This is a genomic window from Pseudomonas sp. 18175, assembly GCF_050432925.1.
Taxonomy (GTDB): domain Bacteria; phylum Pseudomonadota; class Gammaproteobacteria; order Pseudomonadales; family Pseudomonadaceae; genus Aquipseudomonas.
On record NZ_JBKFTO010000004.1, the window covers coordinates 233049 to 258667 of the forward strand.

Here is a 25619-nt window from a genome sequence, read left to right on the forward strand (position 1 = left end):
TTTGCTTAGCGGTTACGCGTCACCCGCCAAACGGTATTGGCCAAATCATCGGCAATGATCAGCGCACCTTTAGGGTCCACCGTCACCCCCACCGGGCGGCCACGGGTCTTGCCGTCGTCGCCGCGAAAGCCGGTGGCGAAGTCGATGGGTTCACCGGACGGTTTGCCATTGCTGAACGGTACGAAGATCACCTTGTAGCCCACCGGGTTGTCGCGGTTCCAGCTGCCGTGTTCGCCGACGAAGACGCCATCGGCGAATGGCTCGCCCATTTGCGGGATGGAAAAGTCCACCCCGAGCGCGGCCACGTGGGAACCGAGGCTGTAATCAGGCTTGATCGCCGACGCCACCTTGGCCGGGTTTTGTGGTTGCGCGCGTGGGTCAACGTTCTGGCCCCAATAGCTATAGGGCCAGCCGTAGAAGGCGCCTTCGCGTACTGAGGTCAGGTAATCCGGCACCAGGTCTGGCCCCAGTTCGTCACGTTCGTTAACCACTGTCCACAGTTGCCCGGAGTCAGGTTGGATCGTCAGCGCGGTGGGGTTGCGCAGGCCCGTGGCGTAAGGCTTGTGAGCGCCGGTAGCGGCATCGATCTGCCAAACCATCGCCCGGTCGATCTCCACTTCCATGCCGCGTTCGGTCACGTTGCTGTTGGAACCGATGCCCACGTAGAGCTGGCTGCCATCGGCGCTCACGGCCAAGGACTTGGTCCAGTGATGGTTGATCTGGGCCGGCAAGTCGGTGACTTTGGACGGCGGGCCGCTGGCCTTGGTCTGGCCGTCGGCATAGTCGAAGCTCACCAGTGCATCTTGGTTGGCGACGTAGAGCTTATTGTTGGCAAAAGCCAGGCCGTAGGGCGCGTTGAGGTTGTCGGCAAATACCGTCTTCAATTCATAGACGCCGTCGCCATCAGCGTCGCGCAACAAGGTCAGACGGTTACCGCTCTTGACCTTGGTGTTGCCCTCGGCCTTGATCAGGCTGGCGATCACATCCTTGGGCTTGAGCTTGGCGGCGCTGCCACCGCGGCCTTCAGCGATCAGGATGTCGCCGTTGGGCAGCACCAGGGTCTGGCGCGGGATAGCCAGGTCGGTGGCAATGGCGGTGACGCTATACCCCTCTGGCACCCTGGGCTTTTGATCGCCCCACGGCGCGGGCTCGGCGATTTTCATGCTGGGCAGCAGGCTGCTTTGTTGCTCGGGTAGCTTGGGGTCGGGACCACGGGCTTGGGTCTTGTCGCCTTCGCCGCCGCAGGCGACCAGCAGCAGGGCTGCACTTAGTAAGGTCAGGGTGTGGGACGTTTTCATTTGAAACCTCCGCTACGCAGGCCGGTCCATGTAGCGGCCAGTGTCAGCACCAGGACGATGGCCGACAGCACCAGGCCGGTGGGCATTGAGGCGTAGGCGTCCTTGGCATGCTGGAACGCATTGACCAGGCCCAACACCCAGGCGCTCAACAGCAGCAACACGTAACGTGCGGGCCGCCCGGCCCTGAGCCCGGTGCGGAACAGGTTGACCAGCGCGAATAAAAACGCAAACCCGGCGAACACCAGCGCGCCGGCGATCAGCCAGGAGGCGAAGTTGGCCCATTGAATCTGGTAGGTCTGGGTGTAGGCAATATCGCTGAGCAAGGCGCCGAGAAACAGCGGCACGGTGCCGGCGAGCAAGGTCGCGTGCAGCGGCCCCGGGCCACTTCGGTAGACGGGAAGGGTGGTCATGTTGAGGGCGTCTCCTTGTTTGTACAACGCCCCCTGAGCGGGGGCCGCGCATAGGAAATGAACGCGCCGCGTGTCAGAAAGTTCAGCGTGAAACGTGTCGAAATATTATGAACCCCCTGGGAGGCGCTGGGACTAACGCCGTATTATCCCGCCCTTTCTCCTTTCCAGGCGCTCCCATGACCCATCCTCGCATCGGCTTTGCATGCCAATACAAGCATCCCGAGCGCCTGCTTTCGGCCAGTGCGCTGAAGTTGATCGAAGGGCCGTTCAACCCCCGTACGACCACCTTGCGTTGGATGGACGGGGTAACGCCGCAGGTGGCCCGCGAAAAACTGGTCGAAGTAGTGACCCATAACCTGGCGGCCCAATTGCGGCTGCTGACGTATGTTGCCGGGTTGCCGCCGATGTTGCGCATGCTACGCCTGAGCAGCGACCTGCTGCCGTTCTACAGCCACCCCAAAGTAGCCGCCGTTTACAAAGACCCGGCCATTGAACAGCAGTTGATCGAAGGGTTTGCCGCCATCGGCGAGCTGGCGCGTGCGTCGGACATCCGCCTGTCGTTCCATCCCGGCCAGTATTGCGTGCTGGGCTCGGAGAACCCCGGCGTGGTGGAAAACAGCCTGGCGGAATTCGAATACCACGCCGACATGATTCGCATGATGGGTTATGGGCGCCAGTTCCAGGACCTCAAATGCAACGTGCATATCGCCGGCCGCCTGGGCGTTGAAGGCACCCGCGCGGTGTGGTCACGGTTGTCGCAGGTGGCGCGCAACTGCATCACCTTCGAGAACGACGAGAAGACCTACGGCCTGGACCACTGCCTGCAAGTCGCCGACCTGGCGCCAGTGGTGCTGGACATCCATCACTGCTGGATCAATGAAAACGACTACATCGACCCCCACTCGGAGCGGGTTGCGCGGGTGATCGACAGCTGGCGCGGTGTGCGCCCCACGATGCATTACTCCCAGCCCCAGGAAGTTTTGCAGGAACTGGGATTTGATGCCGAGCACAAGCTGGAAATGGACGCACTGCTGGCGGTGATTTCCAAGCGCGACCTGTACGCCCACAGCGCACAGATGTGGAACCGCTGGACCAATGACTACGCACTGCAGTTTCTTGATCGCTTCGACATCATGCTCGAAGCCAAGGACAAGAACGTCACGACCCTGGCGTTCTATGAACATTGGCAACGCCGCCAAGGTTGAGTCGGGTTACTGCTTGCCTTGAAGGGCGAGAAAACGAAAGGCAGCCACATACTTGCGGTGAGCGGGCTCGCCCCGCGCTGGGCTGCGAAGCGGCCCCAAAACCAGACAATCAGGCTCTGTCTGAAAGAACGCGTCGGCCGAATCGTGTCTGTGAGGGAAATCGACAACGTTGAAGCGGTGCCGGCACTGGAGGCCGGTGATATCGATTTGGCGTTTGCTCGCCTCGATGACGACCTCGGCTCGGCGATCCAGTCGTTGCCGCTGCTGGAAGACCGCCTGTTGCAGGTGCTGGCGCACTTGCAGGTCGAGCGTTTCCACCTGGTTGGCCATTCCATGGGCGGGCTGACCGCGTTGATGCTCGCGCACCATTGCCCCGAACGCGTGCAGAGTTTCACCGACATCGAAGGCAACATTGCCCCCGAAGACTGCTTTCTCTGCCGGCAAATCGTGGATTACCCCGCTCATGAACTCGAGGGGTTTTTCGCCGCCTTTATCAAGCGCACCCGCCAGGCACCGGCGTACGCCAGCGCGCTGTATTCGGCGAGCCTGCGTCACAAAGTGCGGGCTGGGGCGGTGCGCGGGATCTTTGCGTCGATGGTGCAACTGTCTGATAACGCCGACCTGATGGGCAAATTCCTCGGCCTGCCATGCCCGAAGCTGTTCATGTACGGCGAACAAAACGCCACGCTGTCGTACCTGCCCCATATCCAGGCCAACGGCGTGCGCCTGGCACCGATTGCCCAGTGCGGGCATTTCCCCATGTATTCCAACCCGGTTGCGATGTGGCAGCAGATCGCCGATTTCCACCAGGCGGTTGTTCATCAGCCCACGCCAACCGCCGCCGGGATCTCTGTATGATCCTCTGATCAACGCATAGGGAGACCCCATGGACACCGCAATTCACCTCCAGGGGCAATCCCCGCATTGGCAGCATTTACTCTCGGCCCAACGCCAGGCACTGGAAATGGCGGTGGCACGCCAGCCCCTGGAAGAGCTGCTGGGGTTTCTGGCCACGGCCGGCAGCGACCATCTGGGCGGGCGCTCGGCGGTGTTCCTGGTGGACGACAACCGCGAAACCCTGTTGTACGGCGCCTCCTCGGGGCTGGATGCGCGTTATATCGCGGCGATCCACGGCTTCGAGATCGGCCCCCATTCGCCGTCCTGCGGCACGGCGGCGTACAGCGGCAACCTGGTGGTGGTCGGTGACGTCGCCGCCGACCCGCTCTGGGCACCGTTCCTTGCGTTGGCCCACGAGCACGGGATTGCCGCCTGCTGGTCAAAGCCGCTCAAGGACGCCAACGGGGTGATCCTGGGCACCTACGCCATCTATCACACCCAACCACGCCTTCCCAGCGACCAAGAGCTGGAAGCCATCGAGCTACTGGCTCACACCGCCGCACTGATGATCGAACGCTCGGTGGCCGATACCACGTTGCAAAACACCCTGGCGGCGCTGCAACGCAGTGAGTTGGCCACCCGCGAACTGAGCCACCGCGTCATGAACACCTTCCATGTGTTCGAAGGCCTGCTCTCGGCCAAGGTGCGCGCCATGCTTGACCCGCAGGCCAAGGCCGCCACCGCCGAGGCGCTGGAGCGGGTGCGGGCGATGTCGCTGGTGCACCAGAAACTGTTCGCCCTGACCCAGAACAGCGAAGTCGACCTGGACGCCTCCAGTTTTCTCGACAGCCTGGTCAACGACCTGGCGAAAGCCTTTGCCGGCGACAAAAACCTGCGCCTGATCATGTCCAAGGAAGTGGGGATCACCTTGCCCGCCGAGCGCTGCGCCTCCCTGGGGCTGCTGGCGGTGGAACTGGTGCTCAACGCCATCAAGCATGCCTTCGAGGACGGCCAGGCGGGAACCATTACGGTGACCCTGCACCGAGATGTTGAGTCCGTGGTGTTCTCCGTGCGCGACAACGGCAAAGGCTTGCCCGAGGGCAACCTGATGCCCAAGCACAAACGCCTGGGCACCCGGTTGATTCACTCATTTGTCGCCGACCTCAAGGCCGACTTGCAGGTCCAGAACCTGGCCAAAGGCGCCGAATTTTCGGTGCGTTTTGCCTGTTCCGGTTAGGACTTGAAGCGGCCCACCAACCCATTCAACTCATCCGACAGGTTGGCCAAGCGCCCCGAGTCGTCCTGGGCCGAGTTGGCCAAGCTTTCCACCAGTCGCGCCTCGTCGTAGATCTGCTGGATATGCCGGTTGATCTCTTCGGCCACGCTGTGTTGCTCCTCGGCGGCGGCAGAGATCTGCAGGTTCTGGTCGCGGATCTCGTTGACCGACAGCTGGATGCCTTCAAAGCTGTCCCGCGCGCTTTCGATGGACGACACACTGGCCCGTGACAGGTCCAGGCAACTGCCCATCTTTTGCGTGACTTCCTGGGTCTTGTTTTCCAGGGTGCCCAGCAGTTGTTCGATTTCGCCGGTGGAGTCGGAGGTGCGCTTGGCCAGCGCCCGCACCTCGTCGGCCACCACGGCAAAACCACGGCCCTGGTCACCGGCGCGGGCGGCTTCGATGGCGGCGTTGAGCGCCAGCAGGTTGGTCTGTTCGGCGATTGCGCGAATCGTCCCGAGGATCTGATTGATGCTGCGGCTGCCAGCCTCCAGCTCGACCATGGCTTGGGACGACTCGGTCAAACGACGCCCCAGGCGGTTGACGTTATCGGTGGTGACTTCGATCTGCTGCTTGCCCTCAGCCACGCGGCGGTGGCCGTTCTCGGCGGACTCTGCCGCACCGCTGCAAGAGCGTGCCACCTCGTTGGCGGTGGCAACCATCTCGTTGAACGCCGTGGACACCAACTCCACCGCCTCACGCTGACGCCCAGCGGCTTCGTTCATGTTGTGCGCCACTTCGCTGTTGACCTTGGACGCATTCTGCAAGTTGCTGGAGGCGGCGCCGATGTGCTGGATCAGTTGGCGAATCGCCGCGAGGAACTTGTTGAACCAGCCGGCCAACTCAGCGGTTTCATCGCGGCCTTGCACCTGCAACTCATGGCGCAAATCGCCTTCGCCTTGGGCGATGGACTGCAAGCCAGTACTGACCTGGCCGATGGGTTTGACGATGACTTTGGAGAACGCAGCGGCGATCAGCCCGAAGATCAACACCAGCACCGCGACAATCACGCTGGTGAGGTAGGTCATGCGGGTGGCTTCGGCCATCACTTCGTTGTATTCGATCAGGCCCACATAGCGCCAGCCAAGGCCGGGGGAGGTCCAGATATTGGCCATGTAGCGCACGCCATTGATCACCACCTCGGTGGAGCCTTGCGGGGTATTGGCCAACTGCGCGTAGGGCTCGCCGAGGTCTTTGAGGGGCTTGAAGTTGTGGCTGGCGTCACGCGGGTCTACCAGCACCACGCCGTCCTCGATCAGCATCACATAGCCGCTTTCCCCCAGCTTGATGCTCTTGACCAGTTCGGTGAGGTTCTTGAGCGACACGCTGACCACAAACACGCCCTTGGCCTTGCCGGTGTTATCCAGCAGTGCGCGGGCGGTGCCCACTAGTGCTACGTCGTCTTTGTCGTAGTAGTACGCCGGGGTGCGCACGGTCTTGCCGGGGCTGGCCATGGCGGCCTTGTACCAGGGGCGGGTGCGCGGGTCGTACTTGGACAGTTGCGGGTCATCCGGCCATTTGGCGTAGGTGCCGTCTTCCAGGCCGATGGACAGGATCGCGGCGGCGGGGTGGGTTGCGCCATAGCGTGCAAACAGGTCAATGACCTGTTGGGCCTGTGCCGGCATCGGTTGGCTGGCGGCATTGGCAGGCTGGTAGTCCTTGAGGGTATTGACGGAGGTGTATACAGGATCGGCGGCCATTTGATCGACGTTCTGCAGCGTGCCATCAAAAAACTGGCGGATGTTGCCGTCGATCTGGCGGATTTCCCGGGTGCTGCCGTCGATGAACTGGTCCACCGCCTGGGTCCGTGTGTTCATGACGGAGATCACCGCCACCAGGCTTACCGGGATAAACGCGACCGAGACAAACGCCAGTACAAGCTTATTTTTTATTTTCATCGAGACGACCATCAGCTAGAGGGCGGCCAGACCGCCGAAGGCTTGGCGATCTGCTATCACTGCTGTTTCGGCCCGACGTCGATAAATCTTTAGGGTTTTTTGTACACAATACAAATAGGTGATTGTTCTGTATCCAATCAGTACACATCACGCAGGTAACGCTTTTGCTCGCTCAGTTGGCGCCAGTACTCCACGGCACCCTCAACGCCAAGCCCGCCGTGGTGTTGCGCGACCTCACGCAACGCCAGGTCAACGTCCTTGGCCATACGGCTGGCATCGCCGCAGATATACACGCGGGCGCCGTCCTGCAACCACTGCCACAGCTGCGCGCCTTGTTCGCGAATGCGGTCTTGCACATAGATTTTCTGCGCCTGGTCGCGGGAAAACGCCAGGCTCAGGTGGGTGAGCAGGCCGTCGCGCTGCATGCCTTGCAACTCGTCCTGGTAGTAAAAGTCACTGGCGGCGTGCTGTTCGCCGAAGAACAGCCAGTTACGGCCCTGGTGGCCAAGCGCGCGCCGCTCCTGCAAGAACCCCCGAAAAGGCGCCACGCCGGTGCCGGGCCCGATCATGATCATCGGCACATCGCCATCGGCGGGTGTGCGGAAGTGTTTGGCAGGCTGCACGAACAGCGGCACTTCGTTGTCGCTGGCGCGGTCGGCCAGGAAGGTCGAGGACACCCCCTTGCGTTTGCCATAGCGTACGGCGGCCACGGTGAGGTGCACTTCGCTGGGGTACGCCTTGGCGCTGGAGGCAATGGAATACAGGCGCGGTTGCAGGCGCTTGAGGGTACCGAGCAATTCATCCGCCGAGCATTCGATGGGGTATTGGTGCAGCACATCCGCCAACTGTCGGCCCCAGAGCCAGTCCTTTAATTGGGCTTTGTGCTCAGGCTCCAGCAGGTTTTTAAGCTGGGGGTCGCGGCTGCGCTCGGCGATAAACGCCAGCGTATCGTGGCTGGGCCGGGCGATTTCGAAATGCTGGGTCAGCGCCTGTTGCAGCGCCACTTCGCCGAAGGTGTCGATCGTCACCGAGGTCGTGCCAGCCAGGCGGGTGAGGTCGAGCAGTTCGCTGACCAGTTCCGGGCAGTTGCGCGGCATCACCCCCAGGGCATCGCCGGCTTGGTAGCTCAGGCCTGAGTCGGTAAGGTCCAGGGCGAATTGGCGGGTTTCCTTGTGGGCGCTTTGTGGGTTGAGGTGACGGTTGAGCAGCAGGCGCGAGCCATGCAGTTTGGTTTTACCGGCCGGTGTAGCTGGCGCGATGGGTTTTGTCGGGTGCAGGCTCTGTTGGAACCGCTCCAGCCAGGCGTCGGCCGGGGCTTCAAAATCGGTGTCGCAGTCGACCCGTTCCAGCAGGCGGGTAGCGCCCAGCGCCTGCAGACGCTGGTCGAGTTGTTTGCCGTGCTTGCAGAACTGATCGTAGTTGGGGTCACCCAGCGCCAGTACCGCGTAACGCAAGGATTCCAGGCGTGCCTCGCTGCGGTTGAGGCTCTGCCAGAAACCTTCGCCATTGTCTGGTGGGTCGCCGTCGCCGAAGGTGCTGCTGATCAGGGCCAGGGTGTGCGTGGTCGCCAGTTTGCTCGGTGGGAAATCGGCCATGGCACTCAGCTCCACGGCAATTCCGGCCTCGTTCAGGCGCTTGGCGAACCGTTCCGCCAAGGCTTCGGCGTTGCCGGTTTGCGAGGCCCACAGCAGGGTCACCGTCGAGGCGGGAGCGGTGCAGGCTTGCCCGGCGCGGCTGAATAAGCCGCCGAGCACCCCGTCCAGCCACAATCGCGCAGGCTTGGCCAGCGGTGCACTGTCCGGCATCACCGGCACGCCCGGCATCGCCGCGTTGGCTTGCAGGCCGCTGAGGAAACCGGCGAGGTAAAGGCGCTCGTGGTCACTCAAGGGCGGTGGCGTAAGGTTGCGGATGCCGGCGAGGTCGGCGAAGGCGTCGAGGCGCGACATGGTGGAGTCCTCTGCAACAGGGGAGGGAAGGTCGAGAAATTGATGGTCGATCAGTTCGACCCGTGCCAGGGCGACGGCGCAGCACTTGAATTCAGGCTGCAACGAAATCGGGTCCACGGCATCGTTGGTCACCGCGTTGATCGCCAGGTGTTCGCCGTACACATCGTTCCAGTGAAAGGGCGCAAAGCAGTTGCCCGGGCGCACGCGGTCAGTGACTACGGCGGGCAGCACGGCGCGCCCGCGTTGGGAGCGGACTTCTACTGAGTCCTTGTCCTTGATGCCCAGGCGCGTTGCGTCTTCGGGGTGCAACTCCACGAACGGGCCGGGGTTGAGTTTGTTCAGGGTCGCGACCTTGCCGGTCTTGGTCAGGGTGTGCCATTGGTGTTGCAGGCGCCCGGTGTTGAGCACGAAAGGGAACGCGTCGTCGGGCATTTCCGCAGGCAGCATATGGGGGCGGGGGAGGAACTGACCCTTGCCGGTTGCAGTGGCGAATCGGAGTGTACCCTCGTGCAGGTAGCGGATCGGGTTGCGCTCGGCGCCGTCCTCGGCTGCACAAGGCCATTGCAGCGGTGTGTTGCGCAGGCGGGCGTGGCTGGCGCCGCGAATGTCGTAGCCGGTCTTGGGGTTCCAGGCCCGCTTGATCTCGTCGAACACATCGGCGGCGCAGGCGTAGGTAAAGGCCTCGGCAAAGCCCATTGCGCAGGCGACCTTGGCGATAATCTGCCAGTCGGGCAAGGTGTCGCCCGGCGCGTCCACGGCCTTTTGCATCAGCGTGAGGTTGCGTTCGGAGTTGATCATCACGCCTTCGGCCTCGGCCCACAGGGCGCCGGGTAGCAGGATATCGGCGTAGCGGTTGGTCTCGGTGTCGAGGAACGCGTCCTGGGTGATCACCAGTTCGGCGGCCTGCAGGCCTTCGATGACGGTGCGGCGGTTGGGCACGCTGGCCACGGGGTTGGTGCAGATGATCCAACAGGCCTTGATCTGCCCGGCCGCCATGTGTTCGAACATCGCCACGGTGCCGTTGCCGGCCTGGCGCGGCAGGCTGCCCTCGGGGAGTTGCCACAGGTCTTCGATAAAGCGGCGGTCGGCTTCCACCAGCACCGACCGCTGCCCTGGCAGGCCAGGGCCCATGTAGCCCATCTCGCGGCCGCCCATGGCATTGGGTTGGCCGGTGAGGGAAAACGGCCCGCTGCCGGGGCGGCAGATGGCGCCGGTGGCCAGGTGCAGGTTGCACAGTGCGTTGGTGTTCCAGGTGCCATGGGTGCTCTGGTTCAGGCCCATGGTCCAGCAGCTCATCCATTCGGCGGCGTGGCCGATCCACTCGGCGGCTTGACGGATATCGGCTTCGGGCAGGCCCGTGAGTTCGGCGACGGTGTGGGGCGGGTAGTCTTCGAGGAAGCCGGGCATGGCTTCCCAGCCTTCGGTGAAGGCGGCAATAAAGGCTGGATCGGTATGCCCGTTTTTCACCAGCAAGTGCAGCAGGCCATTGAGCAGGGCGAGGTCGGTCCCGGGCTTGATGGGCAAGAACAGGTTGGCCTTGTCTGCCGTGGCGCTGCGCCGGGGATCGACCACGATCAGCTTCGCGCCGGCCTTGACCCGGTCCATCATGCGCAGGAACAGGATCGGGTGACAGTCGGCCATATTGGCGCCGATCACAAAGAACAGGTCGGCGCGGTCAAAGTCCTCGTAGGAACCGGGCGGGCCGTCCGAACCGAGGGACAGTTTATAGCCGCTGCCGGCGCTGGCCATGCACAAGCGTGAGTTGGACTCGATGTTGGGGGTGCGCACAAAACCCTTGGCCAGTTTGTTGGCCAGGTACTGGGCTTCCAATGACATTTGCCCGGACACATAGAAGGCCAGCGCCTCCGGCCCGTGGGCATCGAGGACCTGGCGCAAGCGCGCGGCGGTCTCGCTGATGGCCGTGTCCATGGCGATGCGCACCGGGTCATGGTCGCGGGCCTGGCGCAGGTAGGCGTGTTCCATGCGGCCGGATTCGGCGATGGCCTGCCCGCACGTGGTGCCCTTGGTGCACAACCGGCCGAAGTTGGTGGGGTGGGCCTTGTCGCCGATCACCTTGACCACGGTGTTGTGCTCGACCTGCATGATGATGCCGCAGCCCACACCACAATAAGGACACACGCTGCGTATGCTTTGGCTTGCCATCCGAAATCCTGTAGACAAAAAAAGGCGCCTTGCGACCCTCCGTTGAAAAACGGGGATCGCACGGCGCCTTTGTCGTGAGAGGGCAGTCTGCGTTGACTGCTGATGGTTGAGTCTCTAGCAAGTCACGCGCCAGAACTGCTGCAAACAGCTGCTTTGTGGCGAGGGAGCTTGCTCCCGCTCGACTGCGCAGCAGGCGTCGCTTTTGGGGGCGCTGCGCACCCCAACGGGAGCAAGCTCCCTCGCCACAGGGATGAGTGCACATTTATGAGGCGCGGCGCACCAGTGGGAGGCATCGCACGGGGGTGTCCAAACGCGTTTAGTAAGGCCCGGAGCTGCTGTCGCGGGCATCTGCCCCCATTGGCACGCCACCTGCAAGCGCCACCCTCATCCCACCTCGGTCAACGACGATCGACAGGCCAACACCGGTCTAGGGCATAAGCGGCATGACCGCATAAGAACAGGCAAAGACGCCTGGAACCGAAAGGTTTCAGGCGTTTTTTTTTGCTTTTTAAAAACCGTGATGAGCTTCGTCGGGTGCTAAATATGAACAGTCTCAAAACCCTGATCGTCGTCGGCAATGGCATGGTCGGCCACCACTGCGTGGCACAGCTGATCGAGCGCGGTGCGCTGGATCACTACCGCTTGCATGTGTTCAGCGAGGAGCCGATGCGCGCCTATGACCGGGTGCATCTGTCGGAGTACTTCACCGGCCGTGATGCCGAGTCGTTGGCGCTGTCCGAAGCCTCGTTGTATCAGACGCCGGGGGTAACCTTGCACTTGGGCGTGCCGGTGCTGGAAATCGACCGTGCCCGCCGCGAAGTGATCACCGCAGACGGTTGTGTGGCCTACGACACCTTGGTACTGGCCACCGGCTCTTACCCGTTCGTGCCGCCGATTGAAGGGGCCGAAGGCGAATCGCGGCTGGTATATCGCACCCTGCAAGACCTGGATGCCATTCGTGGCGCGGCTGCCAATGCGCGTCGTGGCGTGGTGGTGGGTGGCGGGCTGTTGGGCCTGGAAGCTGCGAACGCCCTGAAAAGCCTGGGCCTGGAAGCCCATGTGGTGGAGTTCGCGCCGCGCTTGATGCCGGTACAGCTGGATGACTTTGGTGGCCTGGCGCTCAAGGCACAGATCGAACGCTTGGGTGTGGGTGTGCATTTGTCCCGCGCCACCCAGTCCATCAGTGCGGGCGAGGAATATCGCTACCGCATGAATTTTGCCAATAATGAATTTCTTGAAACCGACCTGATCGTGTTCTCTGCCGGTATTCGCGCCCAGGACGCATTGGCACGCCAGGCCGGCCTGGAGATCGGCCCGCGCGGTGGCGTGGTGATCAACGACGAATGCAAAAGCTGCGACCCGAATATCTACGCCATCGGCGAGTGCGCCTCCTGGAATGGCAGCCTGTTTGGCCTGGTCGCGCCGGGCTACCAGATGGCCCGTGGGGTCGCCGCGTTGTTGTGTGGGCAGGCCGCCGAGCCTTTTGTCGGCGCGGATATGTCCACCAAACTCAAGCTGCTGGGCGTAGACGTAGGCTCCATCGGCGATGCCCACGCACATACGCCGGGCGCCCGCAGCTATCAATTTATCGACGAGGCCAGCGCCAGCTACCGACGCCTGGTGGTGGATGCAACCGGCAAGCATGTAATCGGCGCGGTACTGGTGGGTGATAACAGCTACTACGACACCTTGTTGCAATACATGCAAAACAGCATCGCGCTGCCGGCTGAGCCCGCCAGCCTGATCCTGCCATCGTCTGCCGGTGCCCCCGCGTTGGGCCCTGGCGCTTTGCCGGAGTCGGCCACCGTGTGTTCCTGCCACAACGTGACCAAAGGCGCGATCTGCTCGGCCATCGACGGTGGTTGCAGCGATCTCGGCCTGCTCAAGGCCCAGACCAAGGCCTGCACCGGTTGCGGTGGCTGCGCCGGGTTGCTCAAGCAGGTGTTCGAGCATGAGTTGATTGCCCGTGGCGTCAGCGTGGACAAAAGCTTGTGCGAACATTTTGCCTACACGCGCCAGGAACTCTACGCCCTGGTGCGCGTGGAAGGGCTCACCACCTTTGATGAACTGCTGGCCAAGCACGGCCGTGGCCATATCGGTTGCGATGTGTGCAAACCCGCCGTGGGCTCGATCCTGGCGTCGTGCTGGAACCAGCCGATCATGGACGCCTCGCTCGTGCCCTTGCAGGACACCAACGACACCTTCATGGCCAATATGCAAAAGAACGGCACTTACTCGGTGGTGCCGCGTATTCCGGGCGGCGAGATCACCGCCGACAAACTCATCGTGATCGGCGAGGTGGCGAAGAAATACGACCTCTACACCAAGATCACCGGCGGCCAGCGCATCGACCTGTTTGGCGCGCAGTTGCATGAACTGCCAGAGATCTGGGGCGAGCTGATCGCCGCCGGGTTTGAAACCGGGCACGCCTATGGCAAATCCACGCGTACGGTCAAATCCTGTGTGGGCAGCACCTGGTGCCGCTACGGCGTGCAGGACAGCGTGAAAATGGCGCTGCTGATCGAGGACCGCTACAAGGGCCTGCGTTCGCCCCACAAACTCAAGTTCGCGGTGTCGGGTTGCACCCGCGAGTGCGCCGAAGCCCAGAGCAAGGACGTGGGCGTGATCGCCACCGAGAAGGGCTGGAACCTCTACATCGCCGGCAACGGTGGCATGCGCCCACGCCATGCCGAGCTGTTCGCCACCGACCTGGACGACGCCACGCTGATCCAGTACATCGATCGCTTCCTGATGTTCTACATCCGCACCGCCGACAAACTGCAACGCACCTCGGTCTGGCGCGAAAGCCTGGAGGGTGGCTTGGATTTCCTCAAGGACGTGATCATCCACGACAGTCTGGGCCTGGGCGGCGAACTAGAAGCGCAGATGCAACTGGTAGTGGACCGCTACGAGTGCGAATGGGCCAACGCCCTCAAAGACCCGGAAAAACTCAAGCGCTTCCGCACCTTCGTCAACGATAAACGCCCCGACCCGGATATCCACTTTGTGCAGGAGCGCGGCCAACGTCGGCCGGTCATGGCCACCGAACTCAACCTGATTGCCGTCGCCGAGGAGATTGCCTGATGAGCCAACCCACCTGGAAAACCGTGTGCAACGAACAGGACCTGGTCACCAACTCTGGCGTGGTGGTGTGGTTGGACGGCACGCAAGTCGCGCTGTTTTACCTGCCGGGCGCGCAGGAGCAGCCGTTGTACGCCATCGACAATCACGACCCGGAATCGGGCGCCAACGTGATCGGTCGCGGCTTGATCGGCAGCATCAAGGGCGACCTGGTGGTGGCCGCGCCGATCTACAAACAGCATTACCGCCTGCACGACGGCCAGTGCCTGGAGGCGCCGCATCAGCGGTTGCGGGTATGGCCGGTGCGGCTCAAGGGTGGGGTGGTGGAATTGGCGGTGGGGTAATGGCCTGCAAGGCAGCGGTCAAACCGGCGGATGCGCTGGTGAGCGGCGGCGGGCCGGCGGTGACGCGTGAGACCGCACCGCCCATTGACGCTTGGGCCAGCACCACCACCGATGCGCCGCCGGAGTAGGCCAGGTCGGCGGCCTTGGCGATGATCGCCAGGTAGCCGTCGATATCGCCTGCCTTGAACAAGTCCCAAGCGCCCGGAACCCGTTGCACCTCTGCCGTGTGGAACAGCCGTGAGGTAGGCTCAACGGTTGTTTGTACCGCGCACAACACCACGACGTTGCCGCTGCACTTAAGCGCGGTGGCGGCGAGGGCTGCATCGGTTCGCAGGACGGGGGCGCGTGGGGAATGAAGGCTTTCAACCACCGGCCCCAGGGTCGAGCACGTGAGCACAACCACATCTGCCTGCTCTGCAAGCGCAAGCAGTGCAGACGCGGTTGCCGCGGCGATTTCGGCGGTCAGCTGCCCGGCGAGCTCCGCAGCCGCCAGCAGCTCCGCGCGCACGTCATGGAGCAGTACGCCGGGGCGGATGCCAAGTGCAGTGGCTGCCGCGTCAAAGACGGCGATGTTACTGGCGGCGGTATGAAGGCAGGCAATGCGCATGGGTGATATCCAGAATTGAAGAGGGTGGGCAAAACTCACTAGCGATGAACTGTGGGAGGGGCGGTGCGACGATTCGACTTGCTCGCGAATGCGGTGTATCAGTCGCCACATGCATCAACTGACGCACCGCATTCGCGAGCAAGCCCGCTCCCACATTTGGATCTCCATACATCTTGTAGATAGTTGTTTACTCCGGCTCCGGCTCTGGCTCTGGCTCTGGCTCTGGCTTTTGATCTTGATCTTAGGCGCCCCGTTAACCACGCTGGCCGAACGCAGGCTTGAATCCGTGGGTAACCCGGCAGGACGCCGGGTTAGCCGCACTGGGCCATGGATGGCCCATTGCGGCGGCCCACGGATTCAAGCCTGTGTTCGGGCACACTGAGCCTAGGCGAGGTGCCGAGTGGTGGGGCAAGAGCCCTTTGGTTACTTTGGGGCTCTTTTCCAAAGTGACCCGCCGTAAGGGCGGAACCTATATCAGCCATCACCTAAACAACGGATATGTACTCCGACCCAAACGCTCCAGCGCCTAACACATAGCCATCGCAGGCAAGCCACACAACTAGAGCGATGTACATCTCAGAAAACCCAGTCGCATGATAGACCGCCTTCGCGAGCAAGCCCGCTCCCACACTTGAACCGATTTACACCCGGAAAAACCGCCCGACTGCCAGGCCGTCACGGGAGCAAGCTCCCTCGCCACAGGTCCAGCAGCAATGCTCAAGGTTATGTAGAGCACTGCGTAGAAAGATCGCAGCGTTATTGGCCGAGCATCAAGCTGCCGCGAAGTGATTCAGGATTTCATCGGCAGTCAGCACCCCACGCAGATTTACCTTTACACTGCCGCCCCCAAATTTCAGCAAGGATGCTTTGGATGCGTTCGCTTGTCAGCGTTGTACTCCTTTCCCTGGCCGTGACCCTGCAGGTCACCGCCGAACCCCGTTCATTCTCGGTCAACGACCCCAGCGGCCAGTTCCTGGTGGAAGTGCTGTTCCCCGATGCGCCGCAAGACCTGGAACAACACGCCCGTGCGCTGATCACCGTGCGTGACAAAACCACCCTCGAGATCCTCCAGCAACTGCAAACTCCTGCCGCCCCAGTGCCGTTGGATCCGAACGGCAAGACCCTGGACTGGCGCCTGGTGGGCGAGAGCGGCGTGCTGTACTTCGCCGACATCGACCACGATGGCCGCATGGACCTGGCGATCCGCAATGGCGATGGCGCGTATGCGGGCTTTCAGTCCAACTACGATGTGTACCTGCAAGACCCGCAGCAACGCCAGTGGGTGCTCAACGGCCCGCTGACCGAGTTGGCCAATGAAACCAGCGGCGGCATGTTTTCGGTCACCCCCAATGACGGCGTGATCCACTCACAAACCGACCGTGGCTGCTGCTGGACGCGTGCGTCCCGGTGGCAAATGCGCGACGGTCAACTGGTGCGGGTGAGCTCGTACACCCAGGAAGACGTCCCGCCGACCGAGTTCGGCGAAAACTCCAGCATGCCCAGCGGCTACATGCTGCGCACCACCGGTGAATGGAAAGACGGCCAATGGCAGGAGACCCCACGCCTGGAAGGCCCGGTCAACGAAGACCCGCAAATGCTCGCCGGCACCCTGGACGGCAAGATCCCGGTCGAGCTCTGGTACCAGCAGCAGGGCGCCGTGCTGATTGGCGAATTGCGCTACACCCAGAGCGGCAGCGGCAAACCCATCAAGCTGGTGGGCGACCGCAGCGACTACGACGACAAGCCCTTCGTCTACCTGCACGAATACGCCAACGACGGCCATCAGACCGGCATCTGGCGCATCACGCGGGAAACCACCGAGCCCTACAACTACACCGGCACCTGGGTCAGCAGCGCCAAAGGCGATCACCCGGAACTGGCGATCCTGCTGCACGCCGATGAGCGCGAACCCGACTACGACAAACTCAGCGAAGTGGAGCGCGACCAGCGTAACGGCCACTACCAGATGCGCGATGACTTCCTCGGTCGCGACGGTGACCTGGACATCAAGGTGCTCCCCGAGCGCGACGCCGAGGGCAGGGAAGTGGCCGAATTCACCGTGACGCTCAAAGACATCAAGACCGGCAAACCGCTCGTGTCCGCGCAGCACACCGTGCCCATGGAAACCGAAAATCTGATCATCGTGCGCGAGCCGCTGGCACCCAAGGGCAACGGCCCGTATCACATTCAATTGGTGAGGGGTTTTGCGGTGATCGAGCACAACTCGGCGCCGGATAATCAGGCGTACTTCACGGGGTATTATCGCAAGCAATAACAGGCGGTTAATCCAGTGTGTGTCTGCGGCCTCCCCGTTGCTTAAGGCCCCTGAATACTGGCACTATGCAACCTGCGGTGACACTAAATTGCCATCATTTTTTTGACGTCAATTAACCGCAACGGATAGCTGCCGATCGCAGGCCCTTTGTGTCGTTCCAAATCCATTTTCGAGTGCGGGTAGCAGCCCCTCGAAATGGGCGTCTCAGGCGTTGGTTGTCGACATAAACGGGGTTTCAAATGATGAACGACAGAGAGTTCTGGAAGCTGTTGCGTGAGCAGGTGTTGCCTCTGCGCCCCAGCCAGTACGACATCACGTCTGTCTGTAACTTGACCTGCGAAGGCTGCCTGTTCTTTTCCGGGGACGATTACCTCGGGCATAAAGACGTCAGCGACCTTCAGCGTATCGAGACATTCTTTGCCGGTGAAGCTGCACGGGGCGTGCGCTACGGGTATTTCGGCGGGGCCGAACCGTCCCTGGCCGAAAAGAAACTGGTGATTGCCAGCCGGCATATTCCCTACGGTGTGGTGTTCACCAATGGCATCAAGCGCCTGAGCACGGAGATCGGCTACCGGGTGCACGTGTCACTGTGGGGCAACCCAGAGCGTACCCGGCAGTTGCGCGGGGCCGATACGATGGCCAAGCAGATCCGCAACTATCGCGATGACCCCAGGGCCGTGTTTGTCTTTACCTTGACCGCGCGCAATCTTGACGACATTCCCTATATCGCCCAGCTGTGTGCCGACAATGGCCTGGCGCTGACCTTCAATCACTACAGCCCCACCACCAAGTACCTGGATTTTATCGGCAGTGGCGCCGGTGCCGATCAGTACCACATCAGCAGCACCGCCGATGACAACCTGGTGCTGGGCGCTGACCATCTGCGCCAGGCCCACGACAGCATCGCGCAACTGCTGGAGCAGCCAGGGCAACGCATTTTGTATGACGCCGATTTCAATCGACTGATCCATGACCCCGCAGGTCTGTACCCGGACGCACAAGCGCCCGGCGCCATCACGCGTGACTGTGGTGTGCTGCTGACACCTGCGCTGCGCCACTACAACACCGACCTGAGCCAGAGCAGCGGCAAATGTTGCACACCGAATATCGATTGCCGCAGTTGCCGGCTGTATGCGCAGTCGTTCGCCAGTGTGTTGACCCGCGCGACCCGCGAGATGCGTCAGGACGGCGGTCAACAGCGGCTGGTCAAGCTCTGGCGCCTGTGGTGCGAACTCTTTCTGAATGACGCGCGTCTGCATCGGCAAGCGCCGGCAAGCGCCCATTCCCGACGCCTCGACGAGATGCTGCCGTGCTAGCCATCAGTGAATTCAACAACCATCAGATTTATTGGGTATGGCAGCAGGTCAACCAAGACTTACGCCAGGCCTTGATCCGCTTCTGGCAGGAAAACGCTGCCGTCCAGGACAGCTTCGATGCCTGGCGCCGTACCTTCGAAGTGGCGTGTGTAGCCCTTGACCCGCAAGGGCAGATCGTCGGTGTCAGCTCAGTGTATGGCGCCTATGGTGCGGGTTCGCCGTATTGGTTCTACCGCACCTTTATCCGTGAGGATTGCCGTGAAGTGGGGCTGGCACCGCGCATATTCGCCTGCACCCACCTGCAATTGGCCCACGCGTACGTTGATGAACCTCAAGCGCCGGTGGGCATGATGGTGGTGTCTGAGAACCCAAAATTGGAGACGCCGGCGGGCATCCGTGTGAGCCAGCGTGCCGGCCTGTCACACCTTGGCTACAACGAGCAGGGGCAAAGCGTGTGGCATTTGCTGTTTGAGCCATCTGTCCAACGAGGGGATGCAGGAGGGGATGCATGATGGTTGAACGGACGTTGCACTTTATCTCCGGGTTGCCCCGATCCGGCTCCACGTTGCTGTCAGCCTTGCTGCGTCAGAACCCGCGTTTTCACGCGAATATGAGCAGCCCGGTGTCGGGGTTGATCACCAGCCTGATCACTGGCATGGGTGGCAGCAATGAATATTCCCTGTTCATCTCCGACCCCCAGCGCGTGCGCATTCTGCGAGGGCTGTTCGAGCAGTTCTACGGTGAGGAGTTCACGCAACCGGTGCTGTTCGACAGCAACCGTGGTTGGTGCGCGCAGATGCCGTTGCTGGCCCAACTGTTTCCCGCCAGCAAGGTAATTGCCTGCGTGCGCGAGGTGCCGTGGATCATCGACAGCGTTGAGCGTCTGATCCAACGCAACGCGATCACGCCTTCGGCCATGTTCAATTTCCAGGCCGGCGGTACCGTGTACAGCCGCGCTGATGGCCTGGCGAACGCCGAAGGCATGCTGGGTTTCCCCTACAACGCGCTCAAACAGGCTTTTTACGGTGAACAGACAAGCCAGCTACTGCTGGTGCGTTACGAGAGCCTGGTGAGTGACCCTCAGGCGGTACTCAACGGGATCTACGATTTCATCGATGAGCCGGCCTTCAGTCACGACCTGCACAACCTCACGTTCGATGCCCAGGAATTCGACCTGCGCGCCGGTACACCGGGCTTGCACGATGTGCGACCGAGCGTGCAAGCCGTCCCTCGACCGACGCTGTTGCCGCCGGATCTGTTCGCACGGTTTTCCAATGATGCCTTCTGGCAACACCCGCAATACAACCCCCATGGGGTCAGGGTTCTTTAAACAGTTTTATATAAATAGAAAAAACACACTGGAGCGGTGTAGATGAACAAGGGCATTTATCGGTTGGTATGGAATACCCGCCTGGGGGCGTTGCAGGTGGTTTCCGAAGTTGCGAAATCGAAAGGTTGTGCGGGCGGATCGGGTTCGGCCCCGCCGGCCGTGGGCCGTAGGGCCTTCACCTGGCCCCTGGCAGTGTTGTCAATGAGCATGGCTTCCACTGTGTGGGCGACACCCGGCTACACCGTGACAGTGGGGGCAGACTCGGGGGCGGGGTCGCTGCGCGAACAACTGGCTAACAGCAGCAGTGCCTTCGTGTCGCCCACGGTCAACGCGATCACCCTGGCTTCGGATATTTCCCTGGGCAGTGGCGGCACCGTGCTTAACACGACTGCACCCCTGACCATCACAGGTGGCAGCCTGGTCGGCGCGGGTAGCGCGCTGAACGTGAACGGTTCTGCGACCGGCACGTTGACCACAACCATTGACGGCCAATTCAACGGCGCCGCGTCGGCCGGAGGAACCGCTACCAGCGGGGCTGCTGGAACCAATGGGGTCAATAACACTGGTGCCGGCGGTGGAACCGCCGGCGGCAACGGCATGGCGGGCCAGTACCTCAGCGCGGTGGGGACTGCGTCAAGCGCTATCACTGGGAGTTTTTTTGCCGTTACCAATAATGCGACCCTGATTGGCGGCGCCGGCACCGCGGTAGTGTCTGCCGGCAACGGTGGGGCGGGAGGCATTGGCGGCAGCGGGTATCAGTTCGGCTCGGATAGCGGGCTTAACGGCGGCAACGGGGGGGCAGGGGCCAACGGTGGCGTCGGCGCCAGTGGTGGTTCTGGTGTTTCCGGCAATTCTTTTTCGCTGGCTAACAATGCTGCTATCTATGGCGGTAGTGGCGCCAATGGCGCAGCCGGTGGTGCTGGTGGTGCCGGCGGCCGGGGCGGGATGAGTGGCAAGTACGGTAGCCCCCGTGGTGGTAACGGCGGCATCGGCGGCAACGGTGGCAATGGCGGTAACGGTGGTGCCGGTGGCGCGGGTATCGTGGGCTTCAATATGCAGGTGTTCAACACCGGCACGATCCAGGGCGGTAACGGTGGCTTGGCAGGCGCTGCGGGCCAGGGCGGTGCTGCGGGTGCAGCAGGGCCACGCTACGGTTCCGGCATTGAAGGTAGTAGTGGCACCGCCGGTAGTGCTGGCACGGCCGGAACGGCTGGCGTCGGCGGCGTAGGCCTGGTGTCCACGGGCAATTCAACCATTCGCAACGCCGGGACCATCGCCGGCGGCTACGCCAACGATGGCAACGGCGTGCAGGCCAATGCCATCGAGTTTTCCGGCGGCGGTAACACCCTGGTCCTGGAAGCCGGTTCGCAGATTCTCGGCAACGTCGTCAGCACCTCTGGCGGCACCGACACGCTTGCCCTTGGCGGTAACGTCAATGCGCTGAGCAACGGCTTCAATCTTTCCGACCTGGGAACCCAGTACCAGGGCTTCGACAGTTTCCAGAAGCTTGGCACCAGCACCTGGACGCTGACCGGCACCGACACCGTGAGCCGGATCTGGGATGTGCAGGCTGGCACGTTGGTGCTGGAAAACAACACCCAGCTGGCAGGCGCACTGGGTATCCGTAATGACGGCACCCTGAGTTCGGGCACCGCGTCTATTGGCGGTGGCGTGATCAACGCCGGTCACCTGAACATCGCTGACGGCGCGACGCTGTCGCTGGGCGGTGATTACACCCAGGGCAGCCATGGCACTTTGAGTGTCGGCGCGTTCAGCACATTGCGGTACGGCAAGCTCGACATTGATGGCAATGCGTTCCTGGCTGGCGCCCTTGATGTGGATGTGAAAAGTGGCAACACCCTGGCCATCAGTCAGCAACTGCTGAATGTGGTCACCACCACCGGTCACATCAGCGGCACGTTCGACACCGTGAGCGACAACAGCCTGCTGTTCAACTTCACCCCGACCTACACCAGCAACAGCGTCAGCCTGAATATTGTCGCCGATGCCGGTGGCAACAGTGGTAATGGCAACACGGTGCAGGGCAGCGTCCAGGCCCTGGGCAATACGCCGGGCCGTGGCGCTGCGCGGGTGTTGGACGGTGTGATCGCCGGCAACCCCAGCGGGCGCCTGGCCAGTTATTTCGTGCCGTTGAGTACCCAGGGCGAAGTGTCCCAGGCGGTGTCTGAAACCTTGCCGTTGATGGCGGGCGGCTCTACAGAGTCTGCACGTACCGCATTGAGCGGCATCAACGGGGTGATCCAGGGTCGCAGCGAAGCGGTGCGCGGGTTGTCTTCGGGTGACGCGACCTTTACCGATCAGCATGGTTGGATCAAACCGTTCGGCAGCTGGGCCGACCAGGAAAGCCGTGGCGGCGTCGCCGGGGTAAATACCTCGGTGGGTGGCCTGGCGTTCGGCCTGGATGCCAGCCTCAACGACCGCTGGCTGCTGGGCACCGCGTTCATCTATGCCAATGTGAACACGCGCAACAGCGGTGACACGGCACGTCAGCAGCTCAAGACCGATGTGTACCAACTGGTCGGCTACGGCAGCTATCACCTGGATGACCGCACCGACCTGAACTTCCAGCTCGACGGCGGCCAGAACCATAACAAGGGCACGCGGGATATCGACTTTGCCGGGTTGCAGGCCAAGTCCAACTACGATTCGTGGACCGCACACGCGGGCGTTTCCCTGGACCGTACGTTCACGCTCACCGAGCAGACGCGCTTCATCCCCTCGGTACGCGCCGACTACACCTGGATCAAGGACGAGGCCTACCGTGAGAAGGGCGCCGAAGACCTGAACCTGAGTGCCAAAAGCCGCAGCACCGACCAGTTCATCTTGGGCGTGGACGGCAAGCTCAGCCATGACCTGACCCAGCAGCTCAACGTGAGCGCCAACCTGGGTGTGGGTTATGACTTCCTTGCCGAGCGTGACTCCATCAGCAGCAGCTTTGCCGGTGCACCGGGCGCCAGTTTCACCACCTATTCGGGTGATCCACAACGCTGGCTGGTGCGTGGCGGTACGGGGTTAAACTACCAGGTCAACGGCCAGCTGCAGTTGGGCGTGCGTTATGACCTGGAGAAACGAACTGACTACCTCAACCAAACCGGCTCCGTTGAAGCGCGCTGGGCGTTCTAACCTGCTGGCACTGGCGTGCCTGCTCAGCCTGTGGCTGGGTGGGTGCGCTGTGGTGCCGGAGCAGGGCGAGCTGAACAGGCGTGCGCAGTCCCTCGCCCAAGCGGGGGGGCTGGTCATGGCGCCGGTGCAGACTGAGGGCTTTGTGCTCACCAGTTTTTACCGGATCACCCGCGCGGACCAGCCGCTGACCGTGTATATCGAAGGCGATGGTTTTGCCTGGCGTACGCGCAGTCAGCCGTCGCTCAACCCCACGCCGATCAAGGCGCAGGGCCTGGCACTGGCAGCTAAGGACCCGGCTGCGAATGTGGTCTACCTTGCCCGTCCTTGCCAGTTCACGGCAATGAGCGCCAACCCGCGCTGTGATGTGCGTTACTGGACCAGCAGGCGGTTCGCCGAAGAAGTGGTCGTGAGCATGAACCAGGCTGTCGAGCAGTACGCTGCCCGGTTGCCTGGCCAACCGTTGCAGCTAGTGGGGTATTCGGGTGGCGCCAATATTGCCGCGTTGCTCGCTGCCCGGCGCAAGGATATCGCCAGCCTGCGCAGTGTGGCGGGCAATCTGGATGTGGCTGAAGTCAGCCGCATGCACCGGGTTTCACCCATGCCGGATTCGCTTAATGCCATTGACATGGCGCCGCTGTTAAGCGGTTTGCCGCAGATCCACTACGTCGGCAGTGAAGACACAATTGTGCCCGCGAGCATTGCGCAGCGTTTTGCGAGCGCAGCAGCAGGGCATTGCACACGTGTTCGCGTCGTATCCGCAATGAGCCATGATGGCGATTGGGCACAGAGATGGCCGCAATTGATCAGTGAGTTGCCGCGCTGTTCGAGGAGCAATGAAGATGGCCAATAGTTTTTCGTCCACGGGCCTTGCATCCATGGACGCGGCGCGCGTGGGGCATGAGGGGGCTGTGATTTGGCTGACCGGCTTGTCTGCTTCAGGCAAGTCATCGCTGGCCAATGGGCTGGAGCGCGCCTTGGTGCGCCATGGGTATGCGTGCTATGTGCTGGATGGCGATACCCTGCGTAAAAGCCTTAATGCTGATCTTGGATTCAGCCCCAGCGACCGCCGCGAGAATATTCGCAGGGTGGGTGCGGTGGCGGGCATGTTTGCCGATGCTGGCTTGGTGTGCATCGTCGCGGTCATCTCGCCGTACCGCGAAGATCGGGCACAGGCCCGCCGTTTATGCGCCCAGGGTTTTCATGAGGTGCATGTCGCCGCTGACCTGCAAACCTGCGAGGCGCGAGACCCGAAAGGGTTGTACCAAAAAGCGCGAGCCGGTGAGCTCGCTGAATTCACCGGTATCAGCGCTCCCTACGAAGCGCCGCACCGACCCCAACTCTATCTCGATACGGCCCGAGAGCCGTTTGAGGTGAGCCTGGGACTGTTGTTGAACTACGTGCTGGACAGGGTGCCGATCAGCGATTGAACCGCTCAACCAACGCATATTGAGTGGCTGCGGTATTGGTCAGCTCTTTGCTCAAGTCCGTGGATTGATGGGCCTGGATCGAGGTCTGGTCGGCTAACTCGGCGATGGTGGTGATGTTGCGGCTGATCTCTTCGGCCACCGCGCTTTGCTCCTCGGTGGCGGCGGCGATCTGGGTGGTCATGTCGGTGATGTGGGACACCGCTTCACTGATGCCCACCAACGCCTGGTCGGCTTCCAGTACCCAAGCCACGCCTTCCTGGGCCTGGCGTTGGCCGTGTTCCATGCTGTGCACGGCATTGTTGGAAGAGGCCTGCAGCTTGGTGATAAGGGCGTGGATCTGGGTGGTGGATTGGGACGTGCGTTGGGCCAACTGGCGCACTTCGTCGGCCACCACGGCAAAACCGCGACCTTGCTCGCCCGCCCGCGCGGCCTCAATAGCTGCGTTGAGGGCCAGCAGGTTGGTCTGGTCGGCGATGCCTTTGATCACATCGACCACGCTGCCGATTTCGTCGCTGTCCCGGGCCAGTTGCGCCACGGTCACGCCGGTTTCGCCCACCACGGCAGAGAGCCGCTCAATGGCTTCACGGGTGTCCCGTGCCACGTCACGGCCGCGTCCGGTCAGGGTATTGGCTTGTTGGGTGGCGTCGGCGGTGCGTTGCACGTGGCTGGCCACTTCCTGGGTGGTGGCGGCCATCTGGTTGACGGCGGCCGAGACCTGTTCGGTTTCAACGCGCTGGCGGTCCAGGCCTTTGGCGCTGGCGCTGGCCAGTTGATCGGACTGCCCGGCCAGGGCGCTGAGTTGTTCGGCGCTGTCTTGCAGGCGCGTAAGGCAGGTCTTCAGGCGTGCAGTCTGGCTGAGGAACGCGGTTTCCAACCGCGCCTGGGGGCCGCGTGCATCGCTGTACATCTGGGCGATCAAGGCGTCTGAGGTCGAAGGTTCCACACCTTCCAACAGGCGTAACGTGCTGCCTTGGCGTACGCGTGAGCAGAGCAACCCCACAGGAATAGCGACCGCCACGGCCACCGCAAGGGCGGAAGGGGCGCTGAGGTAAAGCCCGGCAA

Annotated in this window: 17 protein-coding genes and 2 pseudogenes; 12 read left to right on the top strand and 7 right to left on the bottom strand. The window is 62.3% G+C overall.

Translation table 11 applies throughout. The features are described 5' to 3' along the window. Positions 1 to 5 precede the first annotated feature (5 nt). Together ACLD1Y_RS07700 and ACLD1Y_RS07705 are read right to left on the bottom strand one after the other, a co-directional pair. Entirely contained in the window at positions 6 to 1298 is a 1293-nt protein-coding gene (locus ACLD1Y_RS07700; RefSeq protein WP_429476913.1) for a PQQ-dependent sugar dehydrogenase, read from the bottom strand. Then, positions 1295 to 1708 carry a DUF2231 domain-containing protein gene (locus ACLD1Y_RS07705; RefSeq protein WP_429476915.1) on the bottom strand — a complete coding sequence of 138 codons (414 nt, stop codon included), beginning with the start codon at positions 1706 to 1708 and terminating at the stop codon, positions 1295 to 1297. The genes ACLD1Y_RS07700 and ACLD1Y_RS07705 overlap by 4 nt, the downstream gene beginning before the upstream one ends. Positions 1709 to 1884: 176 nt before the next feature. Here ACLD1Y_RS07705 and ACLD1Y_RS07710 point away from each other — a divergent pair, with 176 nt between their 5' ends. The 3 genes from ACLD1Y_RS07710 (at position 1885) to ACLD1Y_RS07720 (ending at position 4987) form a co-directional block, all read left to right on the top strand. Further along, the gene (locus tag ACLD1Y_RS07710; protein ID WP_429476917.1) at positions 1885 to 2913 is read left to right on the top strand and encodes a UV damage endonuclease UvsE; all 1029 of its coding nucleotides are present in this window, start codon (positions 1885 to 1887) and stop codon (positions 2911 to 2913) included. Positions 2914 to 3057: 144 nt separating this feature from the next. Continuing rightward, on the top strand, positions 3058 to 3771 hold the full coding sequence (locus ACLD1Y_RS07715) for an alpha/beta fold hydrolase (protein ID WP_429476919.1): 714 nt from the start codon (positions 3058 to 3060) through the stop codon (positions 3769 to 3771). A 28-nt stretch (positions 3772 to 3799) separates the two neighbouring features. Next, complete coding sequence (locus ACLD1Y_RS07720) at positions 3800 to 4987, top strand: sensor histidine kinase (RefSeq protein WP_429476921.1); 1188 nt, start codon at positions 3800 to 3802, stop codon at positions 4985 to 4987. Here ACLD1Y_RS07720 and ACLD1Y_RS07725 read toward each other — a convergent pair. From ACLD1Y_RS07725 to ACLD1Y_RS07735, 3 genes and pseudogenes are all read right to left on the bottom strand, one after another. Further along, positions 4984 to 5751 carry a methyl-accepting chemotaxis protein gene (locus tag ACLD1Y_RS07725; protein WP_429477081.1) on the bottom strand — a complete coding sequence of 256 codons (768 nt, stop codon included), beginning with the start codon at positions 5749 to 5751 and terminating at the stop codon, positions 4984 to 4986. The two genes, ACLD1Y_RS07720 and ACLD1Y_RS07725, sit on opposite strands and share 4 nt — an antisense overlap. A gap of 135 nt (positions 5752 to 5886) precedes the next feature. Continuing rightward, positions 5887 to 6936: pseudogene (locus ACLD1Y_RS07730) on the bottom strand (cache domain-containing protein); the annotation flags it as partial. Between the two features lie 125 nt (positions 6937 to 7061). Next, positions 7062 to 11033 carry a molybdopterin-dependent oxidoreductase gene (locus tag ACLD1Y_RS07735; protein WP_429476923.1) on the bottom strand — a complete coding sequence of 1324 codons (3972 nt, stop codon included), beginning with the start codon at positions 11031 to 11033 and terminating at the stop codon, positions 7062 to 7064. Positions 11034 to 11576: 543 nt separating this feature from the next. On the opposite strand from ACLD1Y_RS07735, the gene nirB reads away from it, so the two are divergent. Together nirB and nirD are read left to right on the top strand one after the other, a co-directional pair. Continuing rightward, the gene (gene nirB / locus ACLD1Y_RS07740; protein WP_429476925.1) at positions 11577 to 14117 is read left to right on the top strand and encodes a nitrite reductase large subunit NirB; all 2541 of its coding nucleotides are present in this window, start codon (positions 11577 to 11579) and stop codon (positions 14115 to 14117) included. Next, positions 14117 to 14458 carry a nitrite reductase small subunit NirD gene (gene nirD, locus ACLD1Y_RS07745; RefSeq protein WP_429476927.1) on the top strand — a complete coding sequence of 114 codons (342 nt, stop codon included), beginning with the start codon at positions 14117 to 14119 and terminating at the stop codon, positions 14456 to 14458. Before nirB ends, nirD begins: the two co-directional genes overlap by 1 nt. Here the strand turns inward: nirD and ACLD1Y_RS07750 are convergent. Beyond that, on the bottom strand, positions 14424 to 15176 hold the full coding sequence (locus ACLD1Y_RS07750; protein WP_429476929.1) for an Asp/Glu racemase: 753 nt from the start codon (positions 15174 to 15176) through the stop codon (positions 14424 to 14426). The genes nirD and ACLD1Y_RS07750 overlap by 35 nt on opposite strands. 760 nt (positions 15177 to 15936) lie before the next feature. Here ACLD1Y_RS07750 and ACLD1Y_RS07755 point away from each other — a divergent pair. From ACLD1Y_RS07755 to cysC, 7 genes are all read left to right on the top strand, one after another. Continuing rightward, positions 15937 to 17340, top strand: a complete 1404-nt coding sequence (locus tag ACLD1Y_RS07755; RefSeq protein ID WP_429476931.1) for an XAC2610-related protein — start codon at positions 15937 to 15939, stop codon at positions 17338 to 17340. Between the two features lie 239 nt (positions 17341 to 17579). Continuing rightward, entirely contained in the window at positions 17580 to 18656 is a 1077-nt protein-coding gene (locus tag ACLD1Y_RS07760; RefSeq protein WP_429476933.1) for a hypothetical protein, read from the top strand. Then, complete coding sequence (locus ACLD1Y_RS07765) at positions 18650 to 19168, top strand: hypothetical protein (RefSeq protein WP_429476935.1); 519 nt, start codon at positions 18650 to 18652, stop codon at positions 19166 to 19168. The genes ACLD1Y_RS07760 and ACLD1Y_RS07765 overlap by 7 nt, the downstream gene beginning before the upstream one ends. Further along, entirely contained in the window at positions 19165 to 19986 is an 822-nt protein-coding gene (locus ACLD1Y_RS07770) for a sulfotransferase family protein (RefSeq protein WP_429476936.1), read from the top strand. Before ACLD1Y_RS07765 ends, ACLD1Y_RS07770 begins: the two co-directional genes overlap by 4 nt. A gap of 42 nt (positions 19987 to 20028) precedes the next feature. After that, complete coding sequence (locus ACLD1Y_RS07775) at positions 20029 to 23130, top strand: autotransporter domain-containing protein (RefSeq protein WP_429476938.1); 3102 nt, start codon at positions 20029 to 20031, stop codon at positions 23128 to 23130. Continuing rightward, on the top strand, positions 23063 to 23980 hold the full coding sequence (locus ACLD1Y_RS07780) for an alpha/beta fold hydrolase (protein ID WP_429476940.1): 918 nt from the start codon (positions 23063 to 23065) through the stop codon (positions 23978 to 23980). The genes ACLD1Y_RS07775 and ACLD1Y_RS07780 overlap by 68 nt, the downstream gene beginning before the upstream one ends. Beyond that, positions 23970 to 24557 (top strand): adenylyl-sulfate kinase, encoded by a 588-nt coding sequence (cysC, locus tag ACLD1Y_RS07785; protein WP_429476942.1) that lies wholly within the window; start codon positions 23970 to 23972, stop codon positions 24555 to 24557. Before ACLD1Y_RS07780 ends, cysC begins: the two co-directional genes overlap by 11 nt. Here the strand turns inward: cysC and ACLD1Y_RS07790 are convergent. Beyond that, a pseudogene (locus ACLD1Y_RS07790) lies at positions 24547 to 25491 on the bottom strand (methyl-accepting chemotaxis protein); the annotation flags it as partial. The gene cysC and the pseudogene ACLD1Y_RS07790 overlap by 11 nt on opposite strands. Positions 25492 to 25619: the final 128 nt, after the last annotated feature.